This is a genomic window from Pseudomonas sp. FP2300 (assembly GCF_030687595.1).
Taxonomy (GTDB): domain Bacteria; phylum Pseudomonadota; class Gammaproteobacteria; order Pseudomonadales; family Pseudomonadaceae; genus Aquipseudomonas; species Aquipseudomonas bijieensis.
The window spans coordinates 313,216-326,383 of the sequence record NZ_CP117440.1 but is presented as its reverse complement, the minus strand read 5'-3'; the positions used below and the strand labels follow the sequence as shown (position 1 = coordinate 326,383).

Sequence of the window (13,168 nt, the reverse complement as noted above, 5' to 3'; positions counted from 1 at the left end):
TAAAAATTCAGGCGCGACGCAGGGCGTGATGCTCCATGCGATTTTGCAGACGATAGAGATAAGCGAACCCCTGCTCCCAGCGTTGGTGGCCGGACTTCACGTTGATATGCCCCGCCCCCGCCAGGATGCCGGCCTCGGCCCCCCAGTTGCGTGCCAGCTCCAGGGCGCGCGGGGCGCTCACGGCGGCGTCGTTGTCGGAGCTGACCACTTGGCTGGGGAACGGCAACAAATCAGTGGGAATCGGCGCGAAATTGCGCAGCGCCGGGGCGCAGGCCGGCCGCTCGACATCCGCCGGCGCCACCAGCAATGCCCCACGCACCTGTCGCAGAAACTGCACCGGCGCGGTGGCGGCCCAATGGGCAACCGTGATGCAGCCCAGGCTATGGGCAATCAGGATGACCGGCGTGCTGTCGGCGGCGATGGCTTCGGCCAAAGCCGCGACCCAATCCTCGCGCCGAGGCGTCAACCAGTCGGCCTGCTCGACCCTGGCGCTGTTAGGCAGGCTGTTCTGCCAGTGGGTTTGCCAATGATTTTCTGGCGATCCTTGCCAGCCCGGCACAATCAGGTAGCGAATCGATTCGTTGCGCATGGGTGCTCTCCTGCGTGTCTGTTCCCGGACGAGTATAGGGAGGAGAGCTATATTCTTTAAGGAATAAGAAGCTATTTGTTAATACTTAAAACGAATAACAAGTCAACACCGTGGGAGCGAGCCTGCTCGCGATGGCGATATGTCCGTTACATCAATGTCGACTGACAGTCCGCTATCGCGAGCAAGCTCGCTCCCACAGGTTTCGTATGCGCCTCACTCGCTACGCCCCTTGCGCAGCAACACGTCCAACTGGTCCACCACTTCCGCCCAATCCGCATCCTCGAGGATTTCTTCACGCAACAATTGCTGCTGGCTTTCGCTCCAGAAAAACGCGTCAGCCAAGTGCAGCTCAGGCTTGAGGGGTGAATGGGTCGCGATGAATTTATCGATCTCAACGGCGTCGTCGGACAGGCCCAATTGCTTGAACAGCGCGGGCAGGCTGTGGATCGGGGGTTCCATGGGGGGGCTCCTGGCAATAAGACCGATTGTTGGGTTCTTTCCCGCAGTCTAGCCCCTCATTGACCGCCAGACTGATCAAAATTCAATCAACCCTCGACTCGACTAGACTTTGAATAACATCCCGACGAATACACGTTGCGGAGGGTCCTGTGAACATTCACTGGTTGACGCTTGCGCTGCTGGCGATCAGCGGGCCTGCGTTCGGCGCCGATAGCCTCGTGCTGCCAGGCACCGATCCCCTGGGTTTCTGGCTGGTCGCCGTTGGCGTGGCCTTGCTGGTCTTCGAGGCGGCCCTGCCCAATTATGGCGTCGCTGGGCTGGGCGGCATTGTCCTGTGTGTGATTGGCGCGGTCATCCTGACCAACGCTGATGTGCCGGTTCCCCTGATGATCGGCCTGGGCCTGGTCAGCGCCTTGCTGCTGATCGCCCTGCTGGTCCGTGCGTTGAAAACACGACCACGCCAACCCGTCAGCGGCGACGCCGCATTGCTGGGCAACATCACTACGGTGACCGCGTTGCAGGGCGGGAATAATCATCATGGCTGGGTCCAATTGGAAGGCGAACGCTGGCAGGTGGCAAGCGCGACGCCGCTGCGCCCTGGGCAAGCGGTACGGGTCATCGCCCGCAAGGGTTTGCTGCTGGAAGTGGCCCCCGCTGATTCACAAGGAGTCTGAGATGGGCATGCAAATCGGTTTTGCGCTGCTGTTGTTGCTGTTGATCGCACTGGCGGGGGCGACGTTCCGGATCCTGCGCGAATACGAACGGGCAGTGGTGTTCCAGCTCGGTCGGTTCTGGCAGGTCAAAGGGCCGGGGTTGATCCTGCTGATTCCGGTAGTCCAGCAGATGATCCGCGTCGACCTGCGCACGATTGTCCTCGACGTGCCGCCCCAGGACGTGATCACCCGGGACAATGTCTCGGTGAAGGTCAACGCGGTGCTGTATTTCCGCGTGCTCGATCCGCAGAAAGCCATCATCCAGGTGGAAAACTTCCTCATGGCCACCAGTCAACTGGCCCAGACCACCTTGCGTGCGGTCCTGGGCAAGCATGACCTGGACCAGTTGCTGGCCGAACGCGAGCAATTGAACAGCGACATCCAGCAAGTACTGGACACCCAGACCGACGCCTGGGGCATCAAAGTGGCAAACGTCGAGATCAAGCATGTGGATCTCAATGAATCGATGATCCGCGCCATCGCCCGACAAGCCGAAGCCGAACGGGAACGCCGGGCCAAGGTGATCCACGCCGAGGGCGAGTTGCAAGCCTCGGAAAAACTCATGCAGGCCGCCGAAATGCTCGGCCGCCAGCCGGGTGCCATGCAACTGCGCTACATGCAGACGCTGGGGTCGATTGCCGGGGACAAAAGCTCCACCATCGTCTTCCCGTTGCCGATCGAGTTGCTCAAGGGGATGGCGGAGTTGTCGCCCAACAAGTCTTGATCGGCGAAGCGGACAATATCCTTGTGGCGAGGGAGCTTGCTCCCGCTGGGCTGCGAAGCAGCCCCAGAATCTGGCGGTCGCTGCGCAACCGAGCGGGAGCAAGCTCCCTCGCCACAGAAGCGTTTTGTCCAGTTACGTGGTCAGTGACTTCAACGCTTCATAGGGCCCCTGCGCCCAACGCATGACCTGCTCACGCAACAGCGCCGAAGCCTCCCGGCGCTTGCCCGCGCTGTCCCTGACAAATGCCTGCCCCGGCTGCTTGGCATGCTGCCCCGCCATCGCAAACACCTGCTTGCGCTGTGCGTCATTCAGCCCGAAAAACACCGCCAGCCGCCCTGCCATCGCATCAGGCAACTCAGCGTAGTTAACCGCCAGCCCGGTAAATTCATGGCAGTGCCCCAGCCCCACCTGCAACAGCCGCCCCAACCGGCGGGCGATGAAATCCTCCTGACCGCTGAAAGGCGCTCCATCGTCCAGCACACTCGCGCCAATCATCCCCGGCACCATGTGCATACCGGGGCGGCGCAGGTGGGAGACGGCGATTTCCAAGGGGTCGCGGTACACGAACAACCAAGGCGTGTCGGGAAAACACTCACGCAGCAGTGGCAGCTCACCGATGTTCCAGGCGTCCAGCTTGACCACCAGGCGCTGCTCCATACCTCGACGACGCTGCCCATAGGCCGACATCAAGCCCTTGAGCGCCACGCACCGCTCGGCAGGCGGCAAATCGCTGCGCAGCAACGTATCCAGGGGCGGCGGTTCAGAGATGACGATGTGATCGTCCAATTGGGCGAGCATCTGGCTGATCAATGTCGAGCCACAACGCGAGGCATGGAAAATGAACGCACTGGGCGCAAGGCCCGGGCTTTGTCGCTGCCACTGGCTGAGAGCGTCCAAGGACGTCTGGCGGCGAAACGCCTGGTTGAAGGGCAAGCGCAGGGCGTCATCCACCGCATCGCCAAAAAACGGCTGCAACAGTCGCGTGTCGCCAAACCAGCACCAATCGACCTGCCATTGCGCGGCTTCTTGCCATAGGCGGATCGGCAGCCAACCGTGCAGATTCAGGTCTTCCACTGATCTCTCCACCGCTGGCGACCATTGCGCATCGCCGCCCGCAATTCTTCCCGAGTGAAATAAAGCCCTTGCTCAGCCCCCAGCGCCAGCGCGGACGCTATGAAAGCGTCCGGGTCATGCAGGCTCTGCAGAGCCCGGGCAAGGTAAGGGTCAGCTTCTACGCGCCGCTGAAAGCGGACAAGATCGCTTTGCCCGGCGCCAGCGGCGGGCGTGGTGGGCAGTCCATCGGCAATCTGCTGTTCCAACCATGGTCCTGGGCGGCAATCGAGCACCAGATGAACTCTCGGTGCGGCGCTGCGGTTATCGACGCGATGAGGCCGCGCCAAGTCGAGGAACCAGCACTCGCCCGCCCTCATCGGAATGATTTGCCCATCCAGGAAGAAGTCCACCTCAGGCGGGCTGAGCAGCGGAACGTGCAGGCGCAGGTCGGCGTCCGGCCCACCCAGGTCATAGTCACGATGCTCGTGAATGCACCCACCGGGCCCAAGCCGCAGCAGCCGGGCCGAGACGATCTCCAGGGGCCAGTCGCGCAACGCTTCATGCCAACGGCCATCCTTTGACCAAGGCGCGCGATGCAGGGGCTGGCCGCGTCCGGGAGCCAGCTCGGTAACGGCATCGGCCGCCGAAATCAGCGCCACGCCGCTCCAGTCGCCGCTGTGATAGGCACTGTTGAAATGCCCCTGCCAGCGCTCGTCTTCAATGGCCGCCAGTGCCTGCAACAGCAACGGCAGATCCACCGCCACCGGCAGCCGGGAAAACGCCGGGCGCGTCATGCCAGCGCCCGATTATTGGGTCACCGTGGCCGTCTTCGGCAGCGTGATATCGCCCTGGGCCCAGGCCGCTTCGCGGTTGGCCAGCGCCGTGGCGATCGACTGGACTTCGGTCGATTGCACTTCGTTTGGCAGCGGGTCGAGGCCGGCGCTGGCGAAGATCTGCCCGTAGGCGTTGCGCAGATCGGCGTAAGCCAGGTCCCGGCGCAGATCGGCCTGCAGGGTGTTCAGTTCTCCCTGGATCAGGTCCAGCTCGCCGATGCCGGCAGCCTGGTGACGGCTGCGCAACTGACCGACAATCTGCCCGTCGATGTCCGACAACTGCTGACTGGTCTTGAACTGACGCAGCGCTTCGCGATAGTTGGCATTGGCCACGTACAACTGCGCCAGCACGGCAATCGACATCGCCTGGCGTCGCGCCGACGCCACTTCTTCACCGGCCTTGGCCACATCGATGGCCGCCGGGGCGGAAATCACGTTGAACAGGTTCCAGGTGACTTTCACGCCATAATCGGCCCAGCCCTGCTCCACCAGGAACGAGTTGCTGTCGTAATGCCCGCCAGCGGAGAACTCCAGCCCCGGCAGCAGGCGCAGCATGGCCTTGCGGGTTTCAGCGGCGGTGATGCGGGTCTGGTAATCCTGCTCGCGCAGTTCCGGACGGCTGGCCAGGGCTTCCTGTTCGAGACGGGCCAGGTCGACCTTGAGTTCCGGGATGTCATATTCATCCTGGGTCGCCAGGGTCAGCTCGGTACCCAAGGGCAAGTTGATCAGGGTCGCCAGTTCGGTCTTGGCCAGGGACAGCGCCCGGCGTTGCTCTTCGAGCTGGCGGGTGGCCTGGATCAGCGAGCGCTGGTAGCCCAGAGCCTGCACCGGGTCACCGATGCGCTGTTCGCTCATGCTCTGGCTGTTGCCGCGTGCCGTCTCGACCCGGGCCATCAGGCTGTCGATCTGCTTGAGCAAACGCTCGGCGGCCATGGCTCGCCAGTAGGCCGAACGCACGTCCTGGACGATGGTGTTGATCACCTTGCGCCGGCGCTCCTGCACGATCAGTCGCTGGTCCCCGGCCTGCTTGGCGCTGATATAGCTGACGCCGAAATCGAGCACGTTCCAGACCATGGTCAGGTCGGCCACCTCGCGGTCGCGGTCCTGGGAGGTCGACGGTTCCAGGGACTGGGTGCCGGTTTCCACGCTCTGGCTGCTGGAGGCATTGACGTTGTTACGGCCCACATAACCGGCGTCCAGGGCCATGCGCGGCAGCATGTCGAAACTGGCCAGGTCCAACTGACGCTTGGCCAGGGCTTCCTCCATGATCTTCAAGCGACCTTCGAGGTTGTACTTCACTGCCCGGGCCATGGCCTGGTGAAGGGTCAATGGGCCGCTGAGGGGCTCCTGGTCCTTGTACATGTTTTGCAGGTCGGTTCGGGCGCGCTGTTCGCTGACGCTGCGATCGATCGGCTCGCTGGTGACCGCACATCCACTGACCACCAACGCCAGCAAACTCATACCGAATAACTTCTGACTTCTATTCATTCCCTGGATTGCCCCTGGCTGCCCCAATATTTTTTTAGAATCAGGCCTGCACCTGGCTGATGCCGACCTGTCGTAACGCGGTTGCCAGGCTATCGACCTGACGCTGTTCAGTGTCCTTGAGATGTTGCAACTGCTGACCCAGGGTAGGCGCCCCGAACATCCCGCGCAGCCCTTGGGACACATCGCCACCCTGCATCGACTGGCTGCCGAAGGCGTCCATCGATTCGCCCTCGGAAGTGGCGTCCTGGTTGAACAGGGTCGACAGCGTGCTGCTGCCGAACACCCCGCCATCACCACCACCAAAGCCCAGGAACCCTTGGCCGGAGCCATCGCCGGCGGCGTCATTGCCGAACACCTGGGCGATATAACTCGGCGCCAGCGCGCCATGATTGATGAAAATACTTCCTATCGGCTGAGTCCCGTTGCCCAGGTCCCGTTGCTCGAACAGCGGCGGGAAGCCCAGCGGCGTACCCAGGTTGCCGGTCGGCGGGGTAAAGACGATCGGTTGCAACGGCACCTCGGACGGTGGCGTAACCGTGACCGGGTCGGAGGTCAGGAACTCCGGCGGCGGCTTCACATCGTTGGGCACCACGGTGTCGATCGCATAGTTGTTGGACACCGCCACGCTGGCCCCGGCGTTGCCCGACAGGTCACTGACGTTGCTGGTGTCCAGGGCAATGAAGTTGCTCGGGTCGGTGAGGTTCACTGTCGGCGTGAAGGTGGCCGTCCAGGTCTTGCCGCCGTCACTGGTGGTCAGGTTGGTCAGTTCACCGTTGGTGACGCTGAGGTCCGACAAGTCAAAATCCGTCACTGCTTCGCTGAAGGTGAAGGTCACCTGGGTCGTCTCGCCCACCGTCAGGTTCGGGTCGGCGACCACGATGGTTGCCGTCGGCCGGGTGGCGTCGAGCGCGTAGTTGCTGGAAATCGCAATGCCCACGCCGGCGTTGCCGGCCAGGTCCTGCACAGTGCTGGCGTCGAGCAGGATCAGGTTGGTGGCGTCGTTGACGCCTGCGGTAGGCGTCAGGGTCGCTGTCCAGGTCAGGCCGCCGTCATTGCTGGCGAGGTTGGACAACACGCCATTGGCGACACTCAGATCCGACAAGTCGAAACCAGACACCGCCTCGCTGAAGCTGATGGTCACCGTCGTGCTCTGGCCGATGCCCAGGGTGGTGTCGCCCACGGTGATGGTGGCACCAGGGCGAACCGTATCGATCGCGTAGTTGTTGGAGACCACTACACCGACACCGCTGTTGCCCGAGGCGTTGACCACACCGCTGGTGTCCAGGCTGATCAGGTTGCTGGTGTCGGTGATGCTGGTCGTCGGGGTGAACGTGGCCGTCCAGGTAACGCCGCCGTCGGAAGAAGAGACGTTGCTCAGCGTGCCGTTGCTCACGCTCAGGTCGGTGTTGTCGAAACCGCTGACCGCTTCCGAGAAGGTGATGGTCACCAGTGAGGTTTCCCCCACCTTGAGCGCGTTGTCGGCCACCACGATCGTAGCCGTCGGTACCTGCGTCTCGACCGCATAGTTGGCCGAGTCGGTCGTGCCTGTCCCGGCATTGCCCGCCGCGTCGCTCACACCGGTATTGTCCAGGGTGATCAGGTTGCTGGCGTCGGTCACGCCCAGGGTCGGGGTGAAGGTCGCGGTCCAGGTCAGGCCGCCATCGCTGCTGCTGACCGCGCTCAACGTGCCGTTGGCAACGCTCAGGTCAGCGTTGCTGAAACCGGTCACCGCCTCGCTGAAGGTAATGGTCACCTGGGCGGTTTCACCCGGTTTCAATACCGAATCGCTCAGCACGATGGTGGCGGTCGGACGCTGAGTGTCGACGCTGTAGTTGTTCGAATCGGTGGTGCCGCTGCCAGCGTTGCCCGCCAGGTCGGTGACGCCGCCGTTGGCAAGGGTGATGACATTGCTGGTGTCGGTGATGCCAGCGGTTGGCGTAAAGGTCGCGGTCCAGGTGATGCCGCCATCACTGCTGCTCAACCCACTGAGCGTACCGTTGGCAACGATCAGGTCGGCGTCGGTGAAACCGGTCACGGCCTCGTTGAAGGTAATGGTCACCAGCGACGTCTCGCCCGCGGCAATGGCCGTGTCGGCCACGACAATGGTCGCCGTTGGGCGCACGGTATCGATGGCATAGTTGTTCGAGTCGGTGGTGCCGACGCCGGCGTTGCCCGAGACGTTGACGACACCGGTATTGTCCAGAGTGATCAGGTTGCTGGTATCGGCAATGCTCGCGCTCGGTGTGAACGTGGCCGTCCAGGTGACGCCGCCGTCGGACGACGACACGTTGCTCAACGTGCCGTTGCTGATGGTCAGGTCGCTGTTGTCGAAACCGCTCACCGCTTCGTTGAAGGTGATGGTCACCAGGCTGGTTTCACCGATGCTCAGGGATGTATCGGCCACCACGATGGTCGCCGTCGGCACCTGCGTGTCGATCGTGTAGTTGGCCGAGTTGGTCGTGCCGGTGCCGGTATTACCCGCCGCGTCGCTGACGCCGGTGTTGTCCAGGACGATCAGGTTGGACGTATCCCGCACGCCGAGGGTCGGCGTGAAGGTTGCGGTCCAGGTCAGGCCACCATCACTGCTGCTGACCGCACTCAGGGTGCCGTTGGCAACGCTCAGGTCAGCGTTGGTGAAACCGCTCACCGCTTCGCTGAAGGTGATGGTCACCAATGAGGTTTCGCCGACACTCAGGCTGGTATCGGCCATGACGATGGTCGCCGTTGGGCGCACGGTGTCGATGGCATAGTTGTTCGAATCGGTGGTGCCAATGTTGAAGTTGCCCGCCAAGTCAACGATGCCACCACTGTTGAGCGTGATGACATTGCTGGAGTCGTTGATGCCTGCGGTCGGCGTGAAGGTTGCGGTCCAGGTGATGCCGCCGTCGCTGCTGCTCAGCCCCGAAATCACACCGTTGGCGACGGTCAGGTCGGCACTGGTGAACGCCGTCACGGCCTCGTTGAAGGTGATGGTCACCAACGAGGTTTCGCCAGCGGCAATGGCAGTGTCGGCGACAACGATGGTCGCCGTTGGACGCACGGTATCGACGGCATAGTTGTTCGAATCGGTGGTGCCCACGCCGGCGTTACCCGAAGCGTTGATCAAACCGGTATTGTCCAGGGTGATCACGTTGCTGGTATCGGAAATGCTCGCGCTCGGCGTGAATGTGGCGGTCCAGGTCACGCCGCCGTCGGTGCTGCTCATGGTGCTGAGCGTACCGTTGCTGACGGTCAGGTCCGAATTGTCGAAACCGCTGACCGCCGAGTTGAACGTCACGGTGACCAATGACGTCTCGCCGATGCTCAGGGTGGTATCGGCAATCACGATGGTCGCCGTCGGGACGTTGGTGTCGACCTGGTAGTTGTTGGAGTTGGTGGTGCCGGAACCGCTGTTGCCCGCCGCATCGCTGACCCCGGTGTTGTTCAGGGTGATGACGTTGGACGTGTCGGTGACGCCGAGGGCCGGGGTGAAGGTGGCTGTCCAGGTGAAGCCGCCGTCACTGCTGCTGACCGCACTCAGCGTGCCGTTGGCGACGCTCAGATCCGAATTGTCGAAACCGCTGACCGCCTCGGAGAAGGTAATGGTCACCAGCGAGGTTTCGCCGACGCTCAGGGCCGTATCGGCGACCACGATGGTGGCGGTCGGGCGCAGGGTGTCGACGAGGTAGTTGTTGGAATCGGTGGTACCGCTGCCGGTATTGCCCGCTCCGTCCGCCACGCCCGTGTTGTTCAGCGTGACCAGGTTGGTGGCATCATTGACGCCCACGCTCGGCGTGAAGATGGCGGTGTAGGTGATATTGTCGCTGGTGCTCAGGCCGCTCAGGCTGCCGTTGGCCACCGTCAGGTCGGCCAGGGTGAAACCCGTCACAGGCTCGCTGAAGGTAATGGTCACCACCGTTGTTTCGCCAATACCGATGGTCGAGTCGGCGACCACGATGGTGGCGGTCGGACGCACAGTGTCGATGGCGTAGTTGTTGGAATCGGTAGTGCCGCTGCCGGCGTTGCCCGCCGCGTCCGTCACCCCGGTGTTATCCAGGGTGACCAGGTTGGTGGTGTCGCTGACGCTGGCACTTGGCGTGAGCGTGCCCGTCCAGGTGATGCCGCCGTCGCCGCTGCTCAACCCGGTGATCGTGCCGTTGGCGACCGTCAGGTCAGCGGTGGTGAAGCCCGTCACCGCTTCGTTGAAGGTAATGGTCACGAGGGACGTTTCGCCAACCCTCAAAGCGTTATCGGCGACCACGATGGTGGCGGTCGGGCGCACCGTGTCGACGGCATAGTTGTTGGAACTGGTGGTGCCGCTGCCGGCATTACCGGCCGCATCCACAATGCCGGTATTGGCCAGGACGATCAGGTTGGTAGCGTCGGTGATGCTGGCGCTCGGGGTGAGCGTCGCGGTCCAGGTGATACCACCGTCGCTGCTGCTCAGCCCGCTCAGGCTGCCGTTGGCCACCGTCAGGTCGGCCAGGGTGAAACCCGTCACCGCCTCGCTGAAGGTAATCGTCACCAGCGATGTTTCGCCGATGTTCAACGCGGTATCGGCCACCACGATAGTGGCGGTCGGGCGTAGCGTGTCGATCGCGTAGTTGTTCGAGTCGGTGGTACCGGTGCCGGTGTTTCCGGACAAGTCAGCAATACCGGTATTGGCCAACGTGATCAGGTTGCTGGTGTCGCTGACGCTGGCGCTCGGGGTCAGTGTCCCGGTCCAGGTGATGCCGCCATCGCTGCTGCTCAGCCCGGTGACCGTACCGTTGGCCACCGTCAAATCGGCGGTGGTGAAACCGCTCACCGCCTCGCTGAAGGTGATGGTCACCAGCGACGTTTCGCCGACACTCAACGCAGTATCAGCGACCACAATCGTGGCGGTCGGGCGCAGAGTGTCGATAGCGTAGTTGTTGGAGTTCGTCGTTCCCACGCCGGCGTTGCCGTTGAGGTCCGCCACGCCAGTGTTATCCAGGACAATCAGATTGGAGGTATCAGTGATCGCCGCGTCCGGCGTCAGGGTGGCCGTCCAGGTGATGCCGCCGTCGCTGCTGCTCAGGCCGCTGATCGAGCCGTTGGCCACGGTCAGGTCGGCGGCCGTGAAACCACTCACCGCTTCGCTGAAGGTGATGGTCACCACCGAGGTTTCACCGACTCTCAGGGCGGTGTCGCTGACCACGATGGACGCCGTCGGCGCCACGGTGTCGTTGACCACGTAATTGTTCGAGAGGGTGGTACCCACGCCAGCGTTGCCGGCCAGGTCGGCGACCCCGGTATTGTTGAGGGTGATGACGTTGGTGGTGTCGGCGATGTTGCTGGCCGCGGTCAGCGTGCCGGTCCAGGTGATGCCGCCATCGCCGCTGGTGAAGGAGCCCACGGTGCCGTTCTGCACCGTCAGGTCCGCCGCGGTAAGGCCCGTCACAGCCTCGGAGAAGGTGATGGTTACCGTCGACGTGCCACCGGAGTTCAGGCTGGTGTTGGCCACCACGACAGTCGCTGTGGGCGGCGTCTCGTCCGGCACATAGTTGGTATTGATGGTGCCGCCATCGCCGTAGACGTTGGCCACCGAGGCCGGCGAAACACCCGCGGTACCCGCACTCGTGCCACCCACGCCACTGCCACCGACGTTGCCGGCCAGGGCCGCGAAGTTGGCCGCGGTGATCAGGATCGAACCTTTGTTCCAGATGGCGCCGACACCGACGCCGCCGGCACCGCCCGTGTGGTTGTAGCCGCCACCGGCGCCACCGCCACCACCACCGCCGCCTGCGCCGACGTTGTTGGAAATCACCGTGTTGCCGATGATCCGCAGGGTCGCGCCGGTGTCGTTGTAGATACCGCCGACCGCCCCGCCACCAGCACCACCGATGTCGTTATAACCATCGCCACCGCCACCGCCGCCGATGGACAGCCCACCGCTGACGGCCGTACCGCCCGCGGAGCCGGTGCTATAGCCCGGATAGGCGGAGCCGCCAGCCCCACCGGTGGAGGAACCGCCACGCCCGCCCATGTTGAAGAAGCCACCACCGGCACCGCCCTGCCCAGCCGAGCCGTTGGAACCCGTGGCATTGAGGGTGTCGCCGCCCTTGCCGCCAGTACCGCCGGTGATCGCGCCGCCGCCACCACCGCCACCGCCGGCGTATTGCGGCGTCACACCACCACCGCCACCACCACCCGAAGCGGCGTTCGCGGTCACCGTCACGTTGCGCAGGGTCAAGGTGCCGGCGTTGTAGATACCACCACCCTTGGCGACGAGCGCATCGTCGCCACCGTTGCCGCCGTTGCCCGCCGTCATGCCCCGAGTGATCACCAGCCCATCGAGGGTCGCCGTCGTCCCGGCTGTCACGTTGATGATCTGGGTACGGTATTGTCCGTCGAGGGTGACGTCGGCCACGTTATCGTTGTTGAGATCACCATCGATGGTGACGTTTCTATTGACGTCCAACACCTGGGTCAGCGCGACGGTCATGCCGGTATTGAAGGTGACGATGTCACCGTTCTGCGCCGAGGCCAGGGCTGCGCGCAAAGACCCGACACCCGAATTGAGGTTGTTGGTGGCGGTCCAGGTGGCCAGGCCCCATTGGTAGTCGCTCATGGCGCTGGCCGAGAGCACATTGGCGCTTTCGATGTTGCCGGTGGCGATTTCCAGGTCCCAGTCACCGCCAAGGCCGGTACGGTCGTTGGACGCCGCTACATCGCGGCCGGTCAACGTCGCCAATGAATCGACCAGGCTCAGGCCGCGATCGCCTTCGGCGGTGTAGCAGCCGTAGATCAGGATATCGCCACCGACGTTCATGTCCTGGCCGATCTGCGCCAGCACTTCGCTGCGGGCCTGGACGTTATCCGCCGAGAGGTAGCTGTTGCCCAGCCACAGATCACCGGCGTTACCGTGGGCGATGATCTGCACCGAGCTGATGCCCTGGTGGGTGTCCAGGTAATCGGCGATCTGCTGCAAGCCGTCCTTGGTGGCGTCCAGTTGCACCACCTGGGTACCGGGCGCCACGCCTTCGAGCAGGCTGGCGGAATCCTTGACCCGTGAATCGACGAACACCACGGACTTGCCCGGCACGGCGGCCTGGGTGGCATCGACCTGCCCCTGCGGTGCATGGGTGTCTGAAGCCTGGTCGGCCGTGGGTGTCTTGGCCGCCTCGGCGGTGGGCTGGGCGTCCGGTTGCGCGGCATCGGCCACGGTAGCGGCCACCGCGCCGTCGAACAGCATTCGCGGCTCCAGGGACATGATCATTGGCGATGCCAGGGCCTGTGCCCCCTCGGTTACCCGCGACTTAGCTTTGCTCCACCACATGACGATCACCTGGACTCGAACTTCTTGAAC

The 13,168-nt window shown here is 63.4% G+C and carries 8 protein-coding genes; 2 read left to right on the top strand and 6 right to left on the bottom strand.

The genetic code is table 11. The annotated features are described in order from the left end of the window. Positions 1-7: 7 nt before the first annotated feature. Both PSH86_RS01345 and PSH86_RS01340 read right to left on the bottom strand, forming a co-directional pair. Complete coding sequence (locus PSH86_RS01345) at positions 8-589, bottom strand: alpha/beta hydrolase (protein ID WP_109751875.1); 582 nt, start codon at positions 587-589, stop codon at positions 8-10. Between the two features lie 213 nt (positions 590-802). Then, positions 803-1,048, bottom strand: a complete 246-nt coding sequence (locus tag PSH86_RS01340) for a DUF2789 domain-containing protein (RefSeq protein ID WP_109751874.1) — start codon at positions 1,046-1,048, stop codon at positions 803-805. A gap of 149 nt (positions 1,049-1,197) precedes the next feature. Here PSH86_RS01340 and PSH86_RS01335 point away from each other — a divergent pair, with 149 nt between their 5' ends. Beyond that, complete coding sequence (locus PSH86_RS01335) at positions 1,198-1,722, top strand: NfeD family protein (protein WP_176688808.1); 525 nt, start codon at positions 1,198-1,200, stop codon at positions 1,720-1,722. Position 1,723: 1 nt separating this feature from the next. Next, positions 1,724-2,485, top strand: a complete 762-nt coding sequence (locus PSH86_RS01330; protein ID WP_305487275.1) for a slipin family protein — start codon at positions 1,724-1,726, stop codon at positions 2,483-2,485. Between the two features lie 132 nt (positions 2,486-2,617). Here PSH86_RS01330 and PSH86_RS01325 read toward each other — a convergent pair whose 3' ends face one another. Genes PSH86_RS01325 through PSH86_RS01310 form a run of 4 tightly spaced genes read right to left on the bottom strand, consistent with a single transcriptional unit; the run spans position 2,618 to position 13,138 of the window. Next, positions 2,618-3,559 (bottom strand): sulfotransferase, encoded by a 942-nt coding sequence (locus PSH86_RS01325; protein ID WP_232201383.1) that lies wholly within the window; start codon positions 3,557-3,559, stop codon positions 2,618-2,620. After that, positions 3,547-4,332 carry an aspartyl/asparaginyl beta-hydroxylase domain-containing protein gene (locus PSH86_RS01320; protein WP_109751870.1) on the bottom strand — a complete coding sequence of 262 codons (786 nt, stop codon included), beginning with the start codon at positions 4,330-4,332 and terminating at the stop codon, positions 3,547-3,549. Before PSH86_RS01320 ends, PSH86_RS01325 begins: the two co-directional genes overlap by 13 nt. Before the next feature lie 12 nt (positions 4,333-4,344). After that, complete coding sequence (locus tag PSH86_RS01315; RefSeq protein WP_109751869.1) at positions 4,345-5,859, bottom strand: TolC family protein; 1,515 nt, start codon at positions 5,857-5,859, stop codon at positions 4,345-4,347. A gap of 40 nt (positions 5,860-5,899) precedes the next feature. Then, positions 5,900-13,138 carry an Ig-like domain-containing protein gene (locus PSH86_RS01310; RefSeq protein ID WP_305487272.1) on the bottom strand — a complete coding sequence of 2,413 codons (7,239 nt, stop codon included), beginning with the start codon at positions 13,136-13,138 and terminating at the stop codon, positions 5,900-5,902. Between the last annotated feature and the right edge of the window lie 30 nt (positions 13,139-13,168).